Origin of the sequence: Paraburkholderia sp. Ac-20340, assembly GCF_017104965.1 — a bacterium.
Classification (GTDB): Bacteria; Pseudomonadota; Gammaproteobacteria; order Burkholderiales; family Burkholderiaceae; genus Paraburkholderia.
Window position 1 is genome coordinate 334,395 of sequence record NZ_JAAGPR010000004.1, and the last position, 18,535, is coordinate 352,929.

General features: G+C 61.1%; 18 protein-coding genes. 4 read left to right on the top strand and 14 right to left on the bottom strand.

Annotated elements, in window-relative coordinates:
- Positions 1-14: 14 nt before the first annotated feature.
- The 10 genes from G3N59_RS08680 to G3N59_RS08725 form a co-directional block, all read right to left on the bottom strand.
- Positions 15-1,193 carry a porin gene (locus G3N59_RS08680; RefSeq protein WP_205982147.1) on the bottom strand — a complete coding sequence of 393 codons (1,179 nt, stop codon included), beginning with the start codon at positions 1,191-1,193 and terminating at the stop codon, positions 15-17.
- Positions 1,190-2,482: a c-type cytochrome gene (locus G3N59_RS08685; RefSeq protein WP_205982148.1), complete on the bottom strand. Its 1,293-nt coding sequence runs from the start codon at positions 2,480-2,482 to the stop codon at positions 1,190-1,192. The genes G3N59_RS08680 and G3N59_RS08685 overlap by 4 nt, the downstream gene beginning before the upstream one ends.
- A gap of 84 nt (positions 2,483-2,566) precedes the next feature.
- On the bottom strand, positions 2,567-4,339 hold the full coding sequence (locus G3N59_RS08690) for a GMC family oxidoreductase (RefSeq protein WP_205982149.1): 1,773 nt from the start codon (positions 4,337-4,339) through the stop codon (positions 2,567-2,569).
- Between the two features lie 39 nt (positions 4,340-4,378).
- Positions 4,379-5,086 carry a gluconate 2-dehydrogenase subunit 3 family protein gene (locus tag G3N59_RS08695; protein WP_205982150.1) on the bottom strand — a complete coding sequence of 236 codons (708 nt, stop codon included), beginning with the start codon at positions 5,084-5,086 and terminating at the stop codon, positions 4,379-4,381.
- Positions 5,087-5,272: 186 nt separating this feature from the next.
- The gene (locus tag G3N59_RS08700) at positions 5,273-6,463 is read right to left on the bottom strand and encodes a porin (RefSeq protein ID WP_205982151.1); all 1,191 of its coding nucleotides are present in this window, start codon (positions 6,461-6,463) and stop codon (positions 5,273-5,275) included.
- Positions 6,464-6,571: 108 nt separating this feature from the next.
- Positions 6,572-7,465: a type I 3-dehydroquinate dehydratase gene (gene aroD / locus G3N59_RS08705; RefSeq protein WP_205982152.1), complete on the bottom strand. Its 894-nt coding sequence runs from the start codon at positions 7,463-7,465 to the stop codon at positions 6,572-6,574.
- A gap of 217 nt (positions 7,466-7,682) precedes the next feature.
- Positions 7,683-7,943, bottom strand: a complete 261-nt coding sequence (locus G3N59_RS08710) for a hypothetical protein (protein ID WP_346777865.1) — start codon at positions 7,941-7,943, stop codon at positions 7,683-7,685.
- A gap of 128 nt (positions 7,944-8,071) precedes the next feature.
- Positions 8,072-8,749 carry a winged helix-turn-helix domain-containing protein gene (locus tag G3N59_RS08715; RefSeq protein ID WP_205982153.1) on the bottom strand — a complete coding sequence of 226 codons (678 nt, stop codon included), beginning with the start codon at positions 8,747-8,749 and terminating at the stop codon, positions 8,072-8,074.
- Positions 8,750-8,760: 11 nt separating this feature from the next.
- The gene (locus G3N59_RS08720; protein ID WP_205982154.1) at positions 8,761-10,056 is read right to left on the bottom strand and encodes a HAMP domain-containing sensor histidine kinase; all 1,296 of its coding nucleotides are present in this window, start codon (positions 10,054-10,056) and stop codon (positions 8,761-8,763) included.
- Positions 10,057-10,133: 77 nt separating this feature from the next.
- A complete protein-coding gene (locus G3N59_RS08725; RefSeq protein WP_205982155.1) occupies positions 10,134-10,811 on the bottom strand; it encodes a response regulator transcription factor in 678 nt (225 codons plus the stop codon).
- A gap of 540 nt (positions 10,812-11,351) precedes the next feature.
- On the opposite strand from G3N59_RS08725, the gene G3N59_RS08730 reads away from it, so the two are divergent.
- Entirely contained in the window at positions 11,352-11,960 is a 609-nt protein-coding gene (locus G3N59_RS08730) for an antibiotic biosynthesis monooxygenase (RefSeq protein WP_205982156.1), read from the top strand.
- 22 nt (positions 11,961-11,982) lie between these two features.
- Here the strand turns inward: G3N59_RS08730 and G3N59_RS08735 are convergent, their stop codons facing one another.
- Entirely contained in the window at positions 11,983-12,567 is a 585-nt protein-coding gene (locus tag G3N59_RS08735; RefSeq protein ID WP_205982269.1) for a lipocalin family protein, read from the bottom strand.
- 261 nt (positions 12,568-12,828) lie between these two features.
- Here G3N59_RS08735 and G3N59_RS08740 point away from each other — a divergent pair, with 261 nt between their 5' ends.
- Entirely contained in the window at positions 12,829-13,470 is a 642-nt protein-coding gene (locus G3N59_RS08740) for an MAPEG family protein (protein ID WP_205982157.1), read from the top strand.
- Positions 13,471-13,481: 11 nt separating this feature from the next.
- On the opposite strand, the gene G3N59_RS08745 is transcribed toward G3N59_RS08740, so the two are convergent.
- Complete coding sequence (locus G3N59_RS08745; protein ID WP_205982158.1) at positions 13,482-14,258, bottom strand: IclR family transcriptional regulator; 777 nt, start codon at positions 14,256-14,258, stop codon at positions 13,482-13,484.
- Between the two features lie 30 nt (positions 14,259-14,288).
- On the bottom strand, positions 14,289-15,410 hold the full coding sequence (locus tag G3N59_RS08750; protein ID WP_205982159.1) for an FAD-dependent monooxygenase: 1,122 nt from the start codon (positions 15,408-15,410) through the stop codon (positions 14,289-14,291).
- Positions 15,411-15,692: 282 nt separating this feature from the next.
- Here G3N59_RS08750 and G3N59_RS08755 point away from each other — a divergent pair, with 282 nt between their 5' ends.
- Positions 15,693-17,018: an aromatic ring-hydroxylating dioxygenase subunit alpha gene (locus G3N59_RS08755; RefSeq protein ID WP_205982160.1), complete on the top strand. Its 1,326-nt coding sequence runs from the start codon at positions 15,693-15,695 to the stop codon at positions 17,016-17,018.
- Between the two features lie 21 nt (positions 17,019-17,039).
- Positions 17,040-18,035 (top strand): PDR/VanB family oxidoreductase, encoded by a 996-nt coding sequence (locus G3N59_RS08760; protein WP_205982270.1) that lies wholly within the window; start codon positions 17,040-17,042, stop codon positions 18,033-18,035.
- Positions 18,036-18,052: 17 nt separating this feature from the next.
- On the opposite strand, the gene G3N59_RS08765 is transcribed toward G3N59_RS08760, so the two are convergent.
- Positions 18,053-18,523 (bottom strand): MaoC family dehydratase, encoded by a 471-nt coding sequence (locus G3N59_RS08765; RefSeq protein WP_205982161.1) that lies wholly within the window; start codon positions 18,521-18,523, stop codon positions 18,053-18,055.
- Between the last annotated feature and the right edge of the window lie 12 nt (positions 18,524-18,535).

Here is an 18,535-nt window from a genome sequence, read left to right on the forward strand (position 1 = left end):
CCGCCACGTTTTGCTCAGAACGATATGGCGAGGCCGAACATCGCAACGAATTGATTATTCGTTGAAGACGGCGTCGTATTTTGTGAATCGCCGACGATAGGCAGGGCGTCGATGATATCGCCCGCGCCGTTTGCGCCGAGCGTCTGGCCGGATGCATGCTGATACGCCTGCAAGGTGTAGAGCGTCGTGCGCTTCGACAGGTGATACAACTCGCGTAACGACACCTGTTGATAGCGGGCTGCGTCGTGAATGCCATTCGAGGTCGATGCGCGCGTGTAGCTGTATCCGCCAGAGATTTCAAACGGCGTTGTGATCCGATAACTCGCCAGCGCGCCATAGGTATTGAATACGGCGGTATCGGTGAATAGCGAATGGCCACCCGGACGATAGAGCACGTTCGAATAATTCACGCCGAGCAGAAGATTGCCGATGGTGTAGGTAGCGAGCGCCGCCACATGTTGCACGGTTCGCGCAGAAAGATAGCCGCTGTTCAACGCCGAGTGCGGAAACGTTGCGCTTGCTGCAGGATCGAAGCCGCCGCTGTATTCGGTATTGTTCATGCGCAGATAGCCCGCGCCGATAGCAAGCGGGCCGCTATCGAACCGAAGCGCCGCACTGAACAGACTGCCGCTCTTCATGCTGCCCGCAACGCCGCCGAAGCCATATTGCACGCTGCCACGCAAGCCGGCAATGGTCGGCGACGTGTACGTGACGGAACTGTTGGAGCGGATATCGGTATCGAAGCCGTCGATATCGCCGGGATGCGCGCCGGTTGCGCCCGTGAGATATGTAACGGGCCCAAGCGTTCCGGCCAGCAGATAGTAGGGCGTGTATTGCCGCCCTAACGTTAGCGTGCCCGCCCGCGTGTCCTGCAGCCCGACAAACGCATAGCGGTTGAAGGCCAGTCCAGCCGATTGCTGGGCGCCGGTGCCGGGATCGAAGCCTTCCTGAAGATCGAATATCGCGCTGAGTCCGGAGCCTAATGGCTCGGCCCCTTTGAAGCCAAACTTCGACGCATACAGATTGCCATTGCGCATGTACTCATTCGACTTGCCGTTCTGGTTGTTCGTATAGACAAGCGCTTCGTCCACGTTGCCATAAAGCGTCACGCTGCCTTGCGCCAATGCGGGCTCCGATGCGCAAGCGGCCAGGCACACAACCGAGCGCAGCGCGATTGCGTGCCTGGAAATCATGGTGCATGCGTTCCGGCGAAGGATTGGGCTTTAAGGCTGGAGCGCAGCGAGCCAACCTGCGCGGCGTCTACGGCGGTGGCGGCGTTGCCCCAGCTATTGCGGATGAAGGTTGCAATCGCGGCAACATCGGCATCGGACAATTTCCAGGCGAACGCGGGCATCTGCGCGCTGGTCGGGTTGCTCGCCGTGGCCGCGCCCCGGCCGCCCACGAGTATCGTGCGCAGCACGTTATTGGCGCCGGTTGCGCGCACGCCGGGATTGTTCGCGAGCGACGGCACCATCGCGTCTACGCCGTCGCCATTGCTCTTGTGGCAGGCGATGCAGTTGGTGCGATACAACTCGCTGCCCAGCGTCATCGCCGGATCGGTGGCTGCGACTGGCTGCGGGGCGCTCAGGCCCGAACCCGGCAGACTCTTGAGGTAGAGGCCAATCGCTTTCAGATCGGCGGTACTCAGATACTGGGTGGAATTCGAAACGGCTTCGCCCATCGATCCCGCTGCCACGCTGAACCGGTTGCCGCCGGTCTTCAGATAGGCGATGAAATCGTCGTCGCTCCAACTGCCGATGCCCGTATAGCGATTGCCCGTGATTTCCGGTGCGTGCCAGCCTTCCAGGTCGTAGCCCTGCAGATAATCGGTGTCGCCGCCCAACGCATTTTTGCCGCTATGGCAGGCGGTGCAATGCCCGAGGCCGTCGACCAGATACATGCCGCGATTCCATTCAACCGATTGCGAGGGATTCGGATGAAACGGCGTGGGATTGAAGAACAGCAGATTCCAGCCGAACATCATCAGCCGGATATTGAATGGAAACGGCAATTGATTGTCGGGCGGCGCTTCCGCTACCGCAGGAACGGTCTTGAGATACGCGAGAATATCGAGCAGATCGCGATCGCTCACGCGCGCGTAGAGGTTATAGGGCATTGCCGGATAAAGCAGCTTGCCGTGCGGCGCGACGCCGTTCTTTACCGCGTCGAGGAATTGCGCGCCCGTCCAGTTGCCGATGCCGTATTGCGGATCGGGCGTGATATTGCTGGAGACAATGACGCCGAACGGCGTATTCAGTCCGAGACCGCCCGCAAACGGCTTGCCGCCCTGCGCGGTATGGCAGGCGATACAGTCACCCGCGCGCGCGAGATACATGCCGCGCTTGATGGGATCGGTGGCGGCGCTGCCGTTTTCATCGCCGTAATGATGGACGTGTTGCAGCAGGTCGGAATCAGCAGGTTGGGCGTTGCGCTGCGAACTGCGCCACGCCACCAGAGCGCCGAGTACGATCAGCGCCGGCACGACTAGCGCTATCAGAACTGTCAGGACGCGTCGCCCGCGTTTTGCGCCACGCGGCGAGGAAGATTCAGGAGTGCGCGCCATGGCTTACACCTGCACCAGCGCGCCCGGCGCTTTCAGGTAGTGGTCGCGAATGGCCTGCGCCGCGTGCAAGGTGAGTGCCGCAACCGTTCCCGTGGGGTTATAACCGCCATTGTTGGCGAATGCCGATGCGCCGCAAACAAAGGTATTCGGCACATCCCAGCTTTGCAGGTATTTATTGATCGCGCTGGTCGTCGGATCGGCGCCCATGCATGCGCCGCCCGTCGTGTGCGAGGAGAGATTCGTCATCGGCGTATAAGGTTGCGCCGTGGGCTCGGAGCGCTCGATGGTCTCCGCATTCATGGCACGGGCGATTTCCTCCGATTTATCGGCCATGAATTTCGCCGAGCGTTTGTCGTTCTCATTCCAGTCGAACGTGACGCGCAGAAGCGGCTGGCCGTGACGGTCGCGGTAAGTCGGATCGAGGTCGAGAAACACATCGCGATGGGGATAGCTATTGCCCATCACATAGATCGAGTTGAAGTTCTGATAAGCCTTGCGATAGGCCTGTTTCCACGCCGAGCCCCACGCAGGCGTACCCTTGGGCACGCCCGACGACATGCCGATCGGCCGGCCGTTGGTCGAGTGGATCAGGGCCACACCGCCGCCGATAAAGTCGTAACTCGAATGGTCGAAGTTATCGCCGTTGAAATCGTCGATAGCCTGCGCGAGCGCGCCCGCGCCAATGAAGGGATTGAGGTTTTGATCCTTGAGCCAGATCGACGCGCCCGAAATCGTCTGATAGGCGTAATTGCGGCCCACCACGCCCTGGCCGGCATCGCGGTCATACGGCTTGCCGATGCCGGAAAGCAGCATGAGCCGCACGTTGTCGAACTGATAGGCGGACAGCACCACAATATCGGCGGGTTGCTCCCATTGCTGCCCGTCGTTATCGATGAATGTCACGCCTGTGGCCATCTTTTTGTCGGGCGTGAGATTGACGCGCAATACTTCGGCGTTGGGAATGACGCTAAAGTTTTTACGCGCCATCAGCGCGGGCACGACACAGGCTTGCGGGCTGCTTTTCGACCAGTTGCCGCAACCGAAGAACTCGCAATAGCCGCAGTACGTACACGGCGCCATTTTCACGCCGAGCGTATTTGTGTAGGCACCCGAAGTATTTCCGGCAGGAACTGGAAACGGGTGATAACCCAGATCGCGCGCCGCTTTATCGAACAGCAAGGCGGCCTGGGTGCGGGCGAGCGGCGGCAGCGGATAGTCGCGATTGCGCGAGCCTTCGAATACATTGCCGCCGTCGATTTTCTGACCCTGCACGTTGCCGGCCTTGCCCGACGTGCCGGCGATACGCTCGAACTTGTCGTAGAACGGTTCGAGTTCGTCATACGTAACGCCCCAATCCTGCACCTGCAATCCATCGACAAAACGATTCTTGCCGTATTTTTCTACGGTATTCGTATAGGTGACGAAATCGGTCGGCAGAAAGCGCCAGGTCATACCGTTCCAGTGCGTGCCCGCGCCGCCCACGCCCCAGCCGAACTGATAGGTGTTCAAATCGCGCAAGGGCAGCGCTTCCTGGTCGGGGCGGTTGCGGAACGTCATCGTCTCCACGCTGAGCGGTTGCAGCAATTCGCGCCGGCGCGCGTAGCGCAATTCGTCGGTGTCGATCGTGGTGGGGAAGTCCGTGCTGGTGTCGCGCCAGTTGCCGCGTTCGATGGCGACGACATTCAGGCCGGCTTGCGTGAGTTCGTTCGCCATCAGCGAGCCGGCCCATCCCAGACCGACGATGACGGCATCCGCCTTGGGCCGCTTCTGTGCCATGCTGGATGCTCCTTGTTCTCGTTCGCGAAGATGCGCGAATCAGGTCTGCTTGCGGATGAAACTCACGGGCTGAATGCCGAGCGGCTGGCCGGGCTTGTCGAGATAGTCGCGGAAGTCATATTGCGCGCCCGGAAAGCCCACCATTTTCCAGCCAGCCATGTCTTTGTTGCCGCCGTAGATGGGATCGGAGAAATAGCCTTCGCGTACGTTCCAGAGCACCAGCGAGAAGAACTGCTTTGCGTCCACGCCAGCCATCGCGAGGGTGCCCGCCTCCCATTCGCGGATCATGGCGTCCTGAGCGTCGGGCGCGAGATCGACAAAGCGTTTGCCGCCGGGCTGCGCTTTTACGGCGTTATCGAATGCAGCGAGGCCGGCGCGCCAGCGCGCCGCCGGACCGCGATCGAACTGCGGACCGGCTTGCGGAAGGCCCTGTTTGAGCGGGCCGTCGAGATAGAGGTAGGTGCCTTTGCCGTAAGCCCCGGCCAGTTGCGCGTCGATGAACACGGCGCAGCCGGCTTCCCGGCCGCCGATGCTCAGGCTGTCTGCCGGAATGAGCCGATCCGCAATGGCTCCGGCCAGCGCGGCTTCGTCCGCGGTGAAGAATTTCCAGCCATTGGCGATGACCGGTTCAGGCGGGGGAGACGGCTCGCCGGTCCATGGCATGCCGCCCCAGATAACCTTGGCTTTCGCGATTGCAAGGCCGCCCACGAGCAGGACGAACGACACCAGGAAGCCACGTCTTCGCATGGTGAACCTCTGACGAATAAGCCTGGAACGCCTGCTCCAGTATGGGCGGCCGGCATCGGGGCACCATGAATAGCCGGGCCGTCTGGGCAGCGGTGGGGCACGCTGCGTTATCCGATTCACGATAGGTGCGAATGCGTTCGTGCGCAAGCAATGTATTCACCAGGCTGGCGACTGTGGTGCGCGACTTTAAAACGCCATATCGATGCCGAGCATGCCGACGAACTGGTTATGAATCGACGACGCCGTGAGGTTTTGCGAATCGCCCACCGCAGGCGCGGCATTCACGATCTCGCCCGAACTGTCCAGCGTCTGGCCGCTCGCGTGCTGCCAGGCTTCCAGTACGTAGAGCCCAGTGCGTTTCGAGAGTCGATAACCCTGTTTCATCGATATCTGCGTATAGCGCGCGGCATTCGTGATGCCATTGCTTCGCGATGCCAGCGTGTACGACACACCCGCCGCCAGATCGACAGCCGGCTCGATCTGCCATCGGGCATACGTACCATAAGTGTCGAACGTAGCCGTATCCGCGAACAGCGAACGCGAACCCGGCAAATAGCGCACATTGGAATACATCAGACCAAGCCGCACCGAACCGAAATCGTAATTGCCGGCGAGCGCAGCATTGCGCATCGAGCGCGCCGTGAGATAGCCCTGATTCACGACCGAGTCGTTAAACGAACCGCTGGAGGACGAATCGAACGCTGCGCTCGTGCTGCTCGTGAACGCGTTGTCCATTTGCAGATAACCCGCTGCGAGTGAGAGCGGTCCATGCGAATAACGCAATGCGAGGCTAATCGTCTGACCACGCCCCGGATTGCCGGCAATGCCGCCGAAGGCAACCATACCTGCCGCCTGCAGACCGCGCCATTCCGGCGACACATACATGGCGGCGGAATTCGCGCGCACGGTCGTGTCCATGCCATCGATATCGCCTGGATGCGCGCCCGCAGCACCGGTCAGAAAGCTAACCGATGAAAGCGGCCCGAGAAAGAGGAACCAGGGCGTGTACTGGCGTCCGAGCGTGGCGCTGCCGTACTGGCTGTTGGTCAGCCCGACATAGGCTTGCCGATTGAATATCGAGCCGCTCGAGGCAGCATCGCCGTTGTTCAAATCGAAGCCCGATTCGAGCACGAAAATCGCTTTGGTGTCGCCGCCAAGAATTTCGCTACCCTTCAGGCCGAATTTCGAAGCGTATAGATTGCCTTGCCGGAGATAGAGATTCGAGTGGCCTTTCTGATTGCTGACATACGTGATTGCGTCGTCGGCCACGCCATAAAACGTAATACTGCTTTGAGCATAGGCGGGCAGTGCGGCAGTGGCTGCCGCCGTCACCAGCGCCTTGACGGTGCCGCTGAGAAAATTGCTTTCGTGCTTCATACAAAAAAGCGCGCGCCGCTCAGATGTGCGGCGCGCGCGTTGGGTGTTCCGGTGTGAGTGGTCAGCGCGCGGCGGCGCTTGAAGTCGCCGCCGGGTCGGTCATCGGCCTTACTTGCCGCTGACTGCGCTGTTGATCGTGTCGAGCACCTGACGCAGTGCCTTGGCATCGACCTGGCCCGGCGCGGACGCTTCGCCGATCATGCCGAAGGTCAGATCGGAGCCGAATACCTGGCCCGAGAAACGCGACACCGCACCCAGCCCGCCCATCGACATCGTCAGCAGCGGCTTGCGCGAATAGCGGTCGCGAATCTGTTCGGTGGCGTCGAGCAGTTTGAGCACGTCGGCGGCGTTATGCGGCATGACCGCGATCTTCAGGATGTCCGCGCCCATTTTGTCCTGCTCGCGCAGGCGGGAAACGATTTCCGCGGTGGCGGGCGTCTTCTTGAAGTCGTGGCTCGACATCACCACCTTGATACCGGCCGCATGAGCGGCAGCGACGACTTCGCGCACCACCGCCGGATCGCGGAACATTTCGACATCGAGGATATCGATAAAGTGTGCCTTGATCAGCGCGAGATACAGGTCGCCGTATGCCTTATCGGAGATATCCTTCGAACCGCCTTCGGATTTTGTGCGGAAGGTCAGGATCAGCGGTTTGCCGTTGGCTGAGGCTGCAACCTGTTTGCCCAGTTCGGCCACCTGGGCCGCATCGGTATCGAAATTCAGATAATCGATGCGATATTCGATGATATCGACGTCCGGGTTGCTGCCGATTGCACGCGCCTGCGCCAATACGTCCGCTGCCGTCGAACCTGTGGTCGGCACGATGATTTTCGGTGCGCCTTGCCCAATGACCACATGACGGATGGTAATAGGTTCAGCGTGCCGCTGCGTGACTGCTGCCGCCGGCGCGCTGGTTGCAGCCGTTGCGGGCGCAACCATTGCGAGACCCTGAATGCCCAGCAACATCGAAATCGAAATAACCGTCTTGCGCATATTCATTGCTTGAAACTCCAGTTCATCTATTCGGGTATTGATCCGACTCGTCGCCAATATCCGCTGCATGCGAGTCGAGGTCCAATCTGGTTGGACTGGCCGCGATCAGGCGATCGGCATCCTAGCAGGGGCGCCGACGAATCAATGTCACGAAAAATGAAGGATTCTTTAGGTGGCTATGCGACGGTGGGCGGAGCGGCGCAATCAGGCTGGCGCGTTATGGTTATCGGCGCGCGCCTGGACAATCGCGCTTGTAGTCGACGGCAAGGTTTTTCTCCGCGGTATTCAGATCGGCCGGATAAATCCAGTTATCCGAACCCGGCTGATAACCGCGGACTTCAAGCTCGCCCAATTCTCTCATCAGGTCCGCGTGCGTGACTTCTCCGGCGGTTTTCTTGAAGGGATAGGACGCGCATTGCTGACGCGAAAGGCCGGTCGCGGCGCTGGCATTGAAGCTCAAGGTGAGAACGGCGATGGCCGTCACGAAGGGAAGCAGGCTCGATCTGATGTTCATGGTCTGGATAGGGGGGCGATGTGCAGTGCGTTATGCAGTGCGCTGAACTTGAGCACATAGACTATCCGATCAGGTCTTTCGAGCCGCCTCTCCAAAAGTTAAAGATAATTTAGGATCTCGGCCCGATATCCAACGCGCGGAACCACGGTCACGCTCACGGGCGCACTCGCACTGGAAAAACGTTCGCGCAAACGCGAAACGAGTCGATGCAGCGAAGTGGGGTCGACCTCAAGCTCGCCAAATACATAGTCGACTAACTCGCTATGGCGGACGGTTTCACCTGGATTGCGCAGCAGGCGATCCATGAGCAGATATTCGCTGCGTCGTAGCAGCAGCGTGCTGCCGTCGCTGCACAGCAAGCTACGTTTTGAAGGCGAGAGCAATGTCTTGCGCGTCGCTTTGCCTTGCGCGTCGGCTTGTGTTATTTCATTTTCACAGCGCGTGATCGCGAGGAGCCGCGCATGAAGCTCGGCGTAATCATAAGGATCGTCCAGACAAATATCTGCGCCGGATTCAAGCAGCTTGATACGCGTTTGCGTTGTTGCTCGCGCCTCGATGATGACGAGTACGGTATGCGCTGGTCGCGCAGCAAACACGCGTGCCACATGCTCGGCATCCTCATTCGTCAATGCGATGATTGCGTCGATATATTCGTTGCGCGCGAGCCAGAGCGCGTCTTCCAGAACATCGAGCGCTACGACGCTATGATTCGATTCTTCGAGCGCTTTAGCCAGGTAAAGGCGTCGGCGCTCGCTTCCCACACAAAGGATACGCATGCACGGAGTCCTCAGTCTCGCTTGAACTGCGCCCAGCAATCCAGCCGGACACAAAGCCCTGGATGCGCGTCCGAAAGCGTCAGGCTGAAATCGTGCAATCGAACCACCGCTTGCACAATCGAAAGACCCAAGCCCGAACCCGGAACCACGCTGGTCAGATCGCTTCGATAGAAACGTTGAAATACCGCGCTACGTTCGGCATCGGGAATGCCCGGCCCGGAATCGGAGACCACGATGGTCGGGCCATCATGTCCCTCTTCGGCGCTCAGCAGAACACAGCCGCCTTCGGGCGTGAACTTGATCGCGTTGTCGAGAAGATTGGCGAGGACCTCGAACAGCAGTGGGTAATCGCCACGAATGGTCGACCGCGCGCGCAGATCGATGCGAAACGTCAGCCCATTCGCGGCTGCCACAGGCTGATAGAGATCGGCCGCCTTACGGCACAAGGCGTCGACGTCGACATCGCTGAAGCCTTTTTTCCGCTTGATCGATTCGATCTCGGAGATGCGCATGATCGCAGCGAATCGCTGGAGAACGTCTTCCGTCTCTTCCCTGGCCTGTTCGAGCAGGGGCGCGTGCGCTTGTGATAACTGTCCGGCAGGGATGCGGGCCAGCAGCGAGCGGATGTGAATCACGGGCGTGCGTAGATCGTGCGCAATGCCATCGCAGGCGCCTTTCACTTCGTGCATGAGCCGGGACATTTCGTCCAGCATGTGATTCACCATGATGGAAAGCCAGGCAATTTCATCGCGGCCCGCCTGCGGCAAGCGCGCCTCGAAATCGCCCATGGCAATCTGTTGCACCACACGGCGAACATCCCTGACACGACGCAACTGGGAACTCGAAACCAGAATGCCGATCGCCAGACCGCCAAGCACCACGATAGCCGCGCTCCAGACGAGTCCGCCCAGCATATAGGCGCGCAATCGGGCCATTTCGTCGACGTCGCGCGATACCACGAGGATGTCGCCATTCTCGAGTTTCATCGCCTTCGTGCGCAGATATTCGGGGTGCACGGCAGTTTGTCCGGCAAGAACGGGCTTGCTCCAGATACCGTCACCATCGGGTCGCACGTTTTCCGGGTAAGCGAGGATGTCGCCGGTGATGCGCTGATGATCGCCCGTGAAAAGACCATAAAAATTAATCGGGCGGCGCATTTCGCTGCGAATATGCGCCGCGATCTGCATGGGCACCTTATTCACGGGCAGCGCGGAAAAATACGCAAATTGCCAGGCGATGTTGTAGTCCGCCTGGGTCGCCGTATAGGAGGCCGAGTTCCAGTAGTTCAGATACACCACGCCCGACATCGACCCTGCGAAAACGAAACCGTAAATCAATAGCAGGCGAAAGATCGCACTGCGCCACAGGCTCATCTTCATACGACTCATCCCAGCATATAGCCTGATCCGCGGACCGTCTTGATCAGCGGCTGAAGGCCTGACCGGTCGATTTTCTTGCGCAGGATGCCGATGTAGACCTCGATCAGGTTGGTACCCGGATCGAAATGCATGTCCCACACCGATTGAAAAATCATGGTGCGCGTAACGACTTGCCCGGAATTGCGCGCCAGATATTCGAGCAATCTGAATTCAATAGGAGGCAAATTGACTTCGACTTCGGCGCGTTTCACCGTGCGCGCAATCAGGTCGATCTCAAGATCTTCAACGTTGAGCGTCGTGACAACCTGCTGCTGAAGTTTCCCTCTTCTGCGCAACAACACCTGAATTCGCGCGCGCATTTCAGTCGCGGAAAACGGCTTCGCAATGTAGTCGTCGCCACCCGCGAGCAGGCCGGTGACACGTTCATCGACATCGCTGAGTGCGCTGATCATCAGCACGGGGGTTTCGACGCCAACGCTGCGAATCGTTTTCACAATCGTCAGGCCGTCGATTCCCGGTAGCACGCGATCAAGCGTTATCGCGTCGAACTCCGGGCTCAGCGCGCGTGCGATGCCTTCCGCGCCGGTGCGAACCCATTCGACTTCAAATCCGGCGCTGGAGAGTTCTTCCGTGATATCTCTGCCGACAATGGGATCGTCTTCAATTGTGAGAATCTTGCTCATTATCCATCGTGATAAAAATAGGCGATGATCACCGTCAACGTCTGCGGCCAGTATCGCAAAGGCGCAACTCGCAAGAATGAAGGATTCTTTAGGTTGGCGACGCAGCGAGTGCACGTGCGCGCCGATTCTGCGCGAGCAGGGCGAGGTCGTTTCAGGCGCACGACGCGGCCTGTTTATGGCGTTATCGATGCTTAAGCCTTTTGCTGGAGGCAAAAGTGTTCGCAGTATTCATGCTGGCGGCTCGTGTTATTCGTGGCGTTTTGCCGCAGCGCTATTTCCACGTGGCGTGTCTCGAAGGCCATCGAAAACGGTGCGCTTTTTAAAAATTTATTCATCTGAACATTGCGGTAGTTCTGGCACCATTACGCGCATCTTTATTCGATCGACCCCGAACCCATGCGCGCTCCAGCTTTCCCGAAGATCCGCAATATCACCCTCGAACTCGCGCTGCTTGCGGGTTTGTCGATAGCAGCAGGTTCGGCCTGCGCCGCCACGCCCGCAGCGGCGCCAGGCTCGATTCCTTACGCGAATCTCTCGACCTTGCACGTCAAGGCTGCGCAATTGCAGCCTTTTCTCCAGGCGCTGCGCCATAACGCGGCGAATGCGCGCAAGGAAGCGGGCAATCTGTCTTTCACGGTCTTTCAATCGGAGAGCGCGCCGACCACGCTCTATGTGCTGGAGCAATGGAAAGATCAGGCTGCCTATGAGACGCATATGACGCAGCCGGCACTACTGGAAATGCATAAAGCCGCGCAGGCCGATCTGGAAGGCGGCATCAGCCACATGCGGATTGTGCCGGCGACTGCCGATGCCGGCATTCAACCGAAACAGATCGATCACGCTGACCTCACCAGCAACGTGCTGGTTTTCCTGTCGGTCAAAGCCTCTGAATCTTCAAAGTTCCATGCCGATGTGGCGAAGGTCACGCCGATCTTTCGCGCGGCGCCGGGCAATATCGCTTTTGATGTCTACCAGAACGTAAGCGACAGCAATGAAATGGTTCAGCTTGAACGCTGGACAACGGACGCAACGCATCAAGACAATCTGAAGCGTCCCGTCATTCAGACCATCCGCGCGGGTTATGCGGTGACGCTTGCCAAGCCCATGCTGGACGGCCGGGTACTGCTGAAAGACGTGACCAGCGAGTGAAAGTACCGGCGCACCGGCTCGTTCAATGTTCGCCTGAATCGAATTGCCCAATCTGCCCCGGCACTTGCGGCACGCGTTGAAATCTCGACGTGTCGTAGCCCATCGCGTCGAGTCGCGCCAGCAGGGCGCGATAGTCTTCCTCGCTAATCTGCGGTTGCCGGGCAAAAATCCAGCCGAGGTTTTTGCCCGGATAGCCGAGAATCGTATAGCGATAATCCGGGTCCACGTACAAGGTAATCTGCGTCACGTGGATGGGCCAGAAAAGGCGCACGCTCCACTCGCCGCCGTTGCTGCCGGGTTTGACGGTATCGAGAAACTGATAGCGCTTTTCGGGCCCATCGAAACCGCCTTTGCGTCCGATAAACACATCGTCGATACGACCGTCACTGCGCAAGGTCCATTCGGCGCGGCTTGCCACGAAGCCGCGCTCCGCGAAATAAGGAATATTCGCGATCACGTACCAGCGGCCCATGTAACGCGGCAGATCCACCGGCACGCTTTGCAGCGGCAAGTCGGCGCGCGGATTAGGGTTGGGCGGACCACTCGTGCAACCGGTCATGGCAATTGCGCTCGCGGCGCACAACATTAAAAAAGCACGGCGGAGCATTTCGCTCAATGGCGGCACACGATGCCGCTGCCAGGCATTCGAGAGCAATACGCGCGCCTGCGCTGCTCCAGCCAGCATGGCCGCGACGAGGAAAATAGGGGGCATCGTGGGGCGCTCCGTTTGATGATCTCATCGATACATACGGATGCCGCGAAGTGGCGGATGCATCGGCGAATGTATGAATCGCTTGAATCGCTTGAATCGCTGTCATGCCCGCCCGGCTCGTAGAATGCGATATGGCACGCGAAAACAGGACACTCCATGAGCGACCCCATGCACGACTCGTCAGATTTTCGCCGGCAGCGCAAAAGCGGCATTGCCGCTATCGCGCTTGCGGCGGTTTTCGCTGTGGGACTCTGGCTTGGCATCGACCATCTGATGTCACCGTTGGCGGGGATGGAAAGCCTCGCTGCGCGAATGCTATTGACGCTCAAATGCTGTTGTATGGCCGTGCTGTTCTGCCTCGTAACCGGCGTGGAAGCGGTCGCGCACGAACGCCTGACTTCACCGGCATTCGATCCGCTGGCGCGCTTCGAGACCCGAAGGCTGCGCGTCAACCAGCGCTATCTGCAGAACACAGTCGAACAGATCATCGTGTTCTGCGTGGCGCTATTCGGGCTGGCGGCTTATTGTGCGGATGGTGCGCAGATGCGCGCCGTGGTTGCCACGACGGTGGTGTGGATCGTCGCGCGAGTTGCCTTCTGGCTCGGCTACCATCGCAGCGCGGCGATGCGCGGGCTGGGCGCGCCGGGCATGGCGCTCAGCATGATCGTGCTGCTTTACGTGGCGAGCCGGTTTGGCCATGAGCTTGCGGGGGCGGTGGGCGCGATCGCGCCCGGTGCCGCGTTCGTGCTGATCGAAGCCGTGTTGTTCTGGGGCACGCGTCCACAATCGGACGCGTAATCGGCTGCGACTCAGAACATCGAACCCGAAAGCGCGTGCGCGGCAGTCTTCACGCTGTTTTCGACCCGCGTGCGCAAAGTCGTATCGGATGAGAACGCCGTGTTGGGACCGGCCACGCTCAGCGCCGCCAGCACCGTGCCGCGCGTGTCCCGCACGGCAACCGCACAGGAATCGATCCCCGCCTCGAGCCCGGAAAAGCTCCACGCGCAGCCATGCTCGCGCACGGTTTCGAGCGTGTTTTCCAGCGCATTCCAGTCGGGCGTTGCTTCATTTCCCGTTCGGCCAGCGTAGAGCGCGCGCAGCGCTTCGCCATGCAAGGGCGCGAGCATGGCAAGCCCCGGCGTCGCGCGATGCGCGGGAATGCGGCTGCCCACGCGGATGCGCGTCACGAGCGGCGTATCGGGCGTTTCGCAGAGCAGATAGACAATCTCCGCGCCTTCCAGCACCGCGAGAAACGCCGAAAGCCCCGTCTCTTCCACCAGCCCAGGCAGGATCTGGCGCGCGCGCGCCGTGAGATCCGACGCCCCGAGCGCGCTCGCAGCCAGCGTCAAAAACGGCAGGCCAAGCCGATGCGAGCCGCCCGCCGGATGTTCCTCGATCAGATCCGCAGCCTTGAGCGACTCGATGAGCCGCATCACCGTCACCCGATTCACGCCGATCTGCCGCGCAACGTCGCTGAGGTTGGCCGTCGAGCCGCCCTCGGCGATGTAGCGCAGCAGGCGAAACGCCCGCTCGACCGGAGAACTGGCCGCATCGGCGGACGGGGGTGAAGACGTATCGGTATTCATCTGATCCTGTTCAAAGGGGTGGCGGCCGGCTCAGTTCAGCGGCACCGTCCACGCGTCGTAACCGTAGACCCAGTCGGCGTTGCCGCCGGTCTTGAGCCAGTTGTTGCCGCGCGAGCCGATCTGCACGCGCGCCGTGCGCTCCTGGCGAGCCCGCGCGTAGCGCGCGAGCGCGTCGTCGAGTTCGCCCGGCGCCACGTGCGTGAGCGCGCGCGCGAGCACCACGGCGTCCTCGATCGCCATGCCCGCGCCTTGCGCCATGAACGGCATCATCGGATGGCAGGCGTCGCCGAGCAGCGTCATGCGCGCGCCGCTCCACTGCGGCAGCGGATCGCGAATATACAACGCCGAGGCCAGCACTGTGTCACATGCATCGAGCAGCGCGCGCGCTTCGGGGTGGAACGCGGCATAGGCGCGGCGCAGGGCGTCCGGGTCGCCGGGCATCGTCCACGATTCGTGGGTCCAGTCGCTTTGCGCCGTGGTGGCGAAAACGAACACGTCGCGGCCGCGGTTGAGCGGGAAGGTGACGATCTGCAGGTCGTCGCTCGGTCCCCACCACTTCACGAACGCGCCCGTGTCGATGCTGCTCAGGCGCTCGGCGGGCACCACGGCGCGATAGGACACGATGCCCGTGAACTGCGGATGCTCCGCGCCGAACAGGTGGCGGCGCACGCCCGAATGAATGCCGTCCGCGCCGATCACGAGGTCGAAGGCGTGCGAGCTGCCATCCGCGAGCGTGATGGTGGCGGCGTCGGCGTCCTGCGCGAACGAGACCGTGCGCTGGCCGAGTTGCAGCACGCCCGGTGCGAGCGCGGCTTCGAGCGCGCTCATCACGTCGGCGCGATGCATCGTCAATTGCGGTGCGCCGTACTGGCGTTGCGCTTCGTCCGACATGGCGAGGCGCGAGGTCTCCTCGCCCGTGTCCCACATGCGGCTGATGCGCGCGTTGGGCCGCGCGGCCGTCTCGCGCAGCTGCTCGCCCACGCCCAGCCCGTCGAGCGCGCGCACGGCGTTCGGCGTGAGATTGATGTCGGCGCCCACGCGCCCGAAGCGCTCCGCCTGCTCGAACACCGTCACCTGATGTCCCGCGCGGTGCAGGGCGATCGCCGCCGCCAGTCCGCCAATTCCGCCGCCCACCACTCCAATTTTCAGCATGTCTGTCTCGTCCGTCGGGTGTTGATATGTTCAAAAATGAACAGATAGAACATAAATGAACCATCATTCTGCGACGGGAGATTTTTGACATCAAGCAAAAACTGCATCCGTCGACAGGGCGCAACGTCAACCACGGGGCGCGATGACGTTTGGGACGATCGGCGACTTTTTTGGATTTTGAGGAAGTTGTGGGCCGGGGGGGCGTCGCGAAAAATGTGTTCATCGACGGCCATGCAGCCTATTCGCATGACGCCGCGTTTCCAACCAGCGAGGACACAAGACATGCTGAGCCCCGAAAAGAACCGATTGCTGACCGAGGTGGGACCGGGCACGCCGATGGGCGACTACCTGCGCCGCTACTGGCATCCGATTGCCGGCGTGGCCGAATTCGACGACAAGGCGGTGCGTCCGATTCGTCTCTTTGGCGAGGACCTCGTGCTGTTCAAGGACCTGAGCGGCACCTTCGGGCTGGTGCAGCGGCGCTGTCCGCATCGCAATGCCGATCTCGCTTTTGGCTTCGTCGAACAGTGCGGGCTGCGTTGCGCGTATCACGGCTGGGAATTCGATGCGAGCGGGCAGTGCACGCATCAGCCGTTCGAGGAAATCGTCGATGTCGATGCGCGCCTGCGCCAGAAAACGAAGATCACCGCCTACGAGGTGCGCGCGAAGGCGGGCATGATCTGGGCGTATATGGGCGCCGCGCCCGCGCCCGAATTGCCCGACTGGGAGCCGTTCAACTACGCGAACGGCTTCGCCCAGGTGGTGATGGCCGAGATTCCATGCAACTGGTTCCAGTGCCAGGAAAACTCGATCGACCCGATCCATTTCGAGTGGACGCACAACAACTGGACCTCGCGCCAGCAGGACAGCCACGCCGAACACGTGCCCACGCATCTGCGCACGCAATACGAAGAGTTCGAGCATGGCTTCGTCTACAAGCGTCTGCGCGCACACGAAAACGAAGAGAACCCGATGTGGACCACGGGCCGCGTCACGCTCTGGCCGAATGGGTTCTATCTCGGGCATCACTTCGAATGGCGCGTGCCGATCGACGATGAAAACACGCTGAGCATTCTCTGGGTGCTCAACAAGGTGCCGAAGGAGCGCGAGCCCTACGTGCAGCAGCATATTCCCGCGTGGTACGGGCCGCTGCGCGACGAGCAGGGCGAGTGGATTACCACGCACGTGGCGAATCAGGATTTCGCCGCGTGGGTGGGACAGGGCACGATTACGGACCGCACCAAGGAAACGCTGGGCGCGAGCGATCGGGGCATCGTGATGCTGCGTCGACGCTTTTTCGAAGAGCTCGAAGCGGTGGCGGCGGGCAAGGCGCCGAAGGGGCTGATAACGGACCCGCAAGCGAACCGGAATGTGTATCTGCCGTCGGCGTGCCGCGACGAGATGATCAATGGGTTGACGCTGGAAGCGCTGGCTGCGCATCCGCTGCTGGGCGCGTATCTGCGCGACTTTATCGGTCAGTATGGCCAGCCGGAGGCGGTGCGCGAAGCGTATGAAGCCGCCATCGGCCAGAAGGTTCAGCGTGCGCGATTCTTCTCCGTGCATGGCGGGCGCGCGGCGCAAGACGATGCGAACAGCGCAGCGGCTTGAATGGGACGCACGGGGCACATGATGAATGACGCTATTCACGGCGCTGGCGCGAAAGCGCACTTGCAGCCGCACTTGCAGGCGCGCGTGCGCACGCTGCGCCACGAGGCGCAGCGCATTACGAGCATCGAACTGGTGCCCATCGAAGGCGAAGTCTTTCCGCCTTTCACGCCCGGCGCGCATCTCGATCTGCATTTGCCCAACGGCCTGACGCGCAGCTATTCGCTTGTGAACGCGCCGGAGGATCGCAACCGCTACGTGATTGGCGTCTTGCACGACGAAAAGAGCCGTGGCGGCTCGCGCTGGTTGCACGAGCAACTTCATTGCGGCGCGACGCTGCCGGTCAGCGCGCCGCGCAACAACTTCGCGCTCGACGAAGCGGCGGCATCGACCTTGCTGGTGGCGGGCGGTATCGGCGTGACGCCTATGTTGTGCATGTATCGCAAGCTGCGCGAGCGAGGGCGTGCGGTGCAGTTCGTGTATTGCGCGCGCAGCCGTGCTCAGGCCGCGTTTCTCGACGAACTGGCCGCGCTGGGCGGCGACGTGCTGCTGCATTTCGACGACGAGCACGACGGCCGGCCTTTCGATCTGGCGGCTTGCCTCGCGCGTCAGCCCAGGGAGGTGCACGCGTATTGCTGCGGCCCCGGTGCGATGCTCGACGCGTTCCAGCGCGCGTGCGCGCAGGCGGGCATCGCCAACGTGCATATCGAACGCTTCGCGGCGGCCGCGCCCGTCGAGAATGCGCAAAGCAGCGGATACACGGTCGAACTCGCGCGCAGCGGCCGGACGCTTTTTGTGCCGGCCGGCAAGGCCTTGCTCGACGTGCTGCTCGACGCCGATGTCGACGTCGAATATAGCTGTCGCGAAGGGCTGTGCGGCGCGTGTCAGACGCGCGTGCTAGGCGGCTGCGTGGATCACCGCGACAGCGTGCTCACGCAGTCCGAACGCGCCGCGAACGACGCGATGATGATCTGCGTGTCGGGGGCGCAGAGCGGGACGCTGGTGCTGGATCTGGCGTGAGCTTCGCGCGGCGCGAACTAGACCACCGCGCCTTCCAGCTTCGCGGCCTCCTTTCTACGCTCCGCTGCGCAGGTTGGCATGACCACGGCCGTGCCTTCCACGACGACGAGGCCGTTCGCTTCGCAGCGCGTTTCCAGCACGACGCGCCGGCGGCCCGCAATGATCTCTTTGACCGTCACGATCGCGCACACGGTTTCCCCCAGTTTGACGGGACGCCGGAACTGCAGGTCCTGCGAGAGATAAATCGAACCGGGGCCTGGCAGTCGCGATGCAATCGCTGCTGAAATCACCGCGGCGGAGAGCATTCCATGCGCGATGCGCCCACCGAAACGCGTTTGCTTCGCGTACTCCTCGTCGAGGTGTACCGGGTTCTGATCGCCTGAGGCGCTCGCGAACAGAAAGACATCACGCTCGGACAGCGTTTTCGTGAAGCGGGCGCTCATGCCGGGCATCAGGTCTTCGAGGTCGTATCCACCAGCATCGTTCATCGTCAATTCCTC

Coding starts and splice junctions, on each gene's coding strand:
- G3N59_RS08680 (WP_205982147.1), bottom strand. CDS start 1,193: ATGATTTCCAGGCACGCAATCGCGCTGCGCTCGGTTGTGTGCCTGGCC.
- G3N59_RS08690 (WP_205982149.1), bottom strand. CDS start 4,339: ATGGCACAGAAGCGGCCCAAGGCGGATGCCGTCATCGTCGGTCTGGGA.
- G3N59_RS08695 (WP_205982150.1), bottom strand. CDS start 5,086: ATGCGAAGACGTGGCTTCCTGGTGTCGTTCGTCCTGCTCGTGGGCGGC.
- G3N59_RS08700 (WP_205982151.1), bottom strand. CDS start 6,463: ATGAAGCACGAAAGCAATTTTCTCAGCGGCACCGTCAAGGCGCTGGTG.
- aroD (WP_205982152.1), bottom strand. CDS start 7,465: ATGAATATGCGCAAGACGGTTATTTCGATTTCGATGTTGCTGGGCATT.
- G3N59_RS08715 (WP_205982153.1), bottom strand. CDS start 8,749: ATGCGTATCCTTTGTGTGGGAAGCGAGCGCCGACGCCTTTACCTGGCT.
- G3N59_RS08720 (WP_205982154.1), bottom strand. CDS start 10,056: ATGTCGGGCGTGGTGTATCTGAACTACTGGAACTCGGCCTCCTATACG.
- G3N59_RS08725 (WP_205982155.1), bottom strand. CDS start 10,811: ATGAGCAAGATTCTCACAATTGAAGACGATCCCATTGTCGGCAGAGAT.
- G3N59_RS08735 (WP_205982269.1), bottom strand. CDS start 12,567: ATGCTCCGCCGTGCTTTTTTAATGTTGTGCGCCGCGAGCGCAATTGCC.
- G3N59_RS08740 (WP_205982157.1), top strand. CDS start 12,829: ATGAGCGACCCCATGCACGACTCGTCAGATTTTCGCCGGCAGCGCAAA.
- G3N59_RS08745 (WP_205982158.1), bottom strand. CDS start 14,258: ATGAATACCGATACGTCTTCACCCCCGTCCGCCGATGCGGCCAGTTCT.
- G3N59_RS08750 (WP_205982159.1), bottom strand. CDS start 15,410: ATGCTGAAAATTGGAGTGGTGGGCGGCGGAATTGGCGGACTGGCGGCG.
- G3N59_RS08755 (WP_205982160.1), top strand. CDS start 15,693: ATGCTGAGCCCCGAAAAGAACCGATTGCTGACCGAGGTGGGACCGGGC.
- G3N59_RS08760 (WP_205982270.1), top strand. CDS start 17,040: ATGAATGACGCTATTCACGGCGCTGGCGCGAAAGCGCACTTGCAGCCG.
- G3N59_RS08765 (WP_205982161.1), bottom strand. CDS start 18,523: ATGAACGATGCTGGTGGATACGACCTCGAAGACCTGATGCCCGGCATG.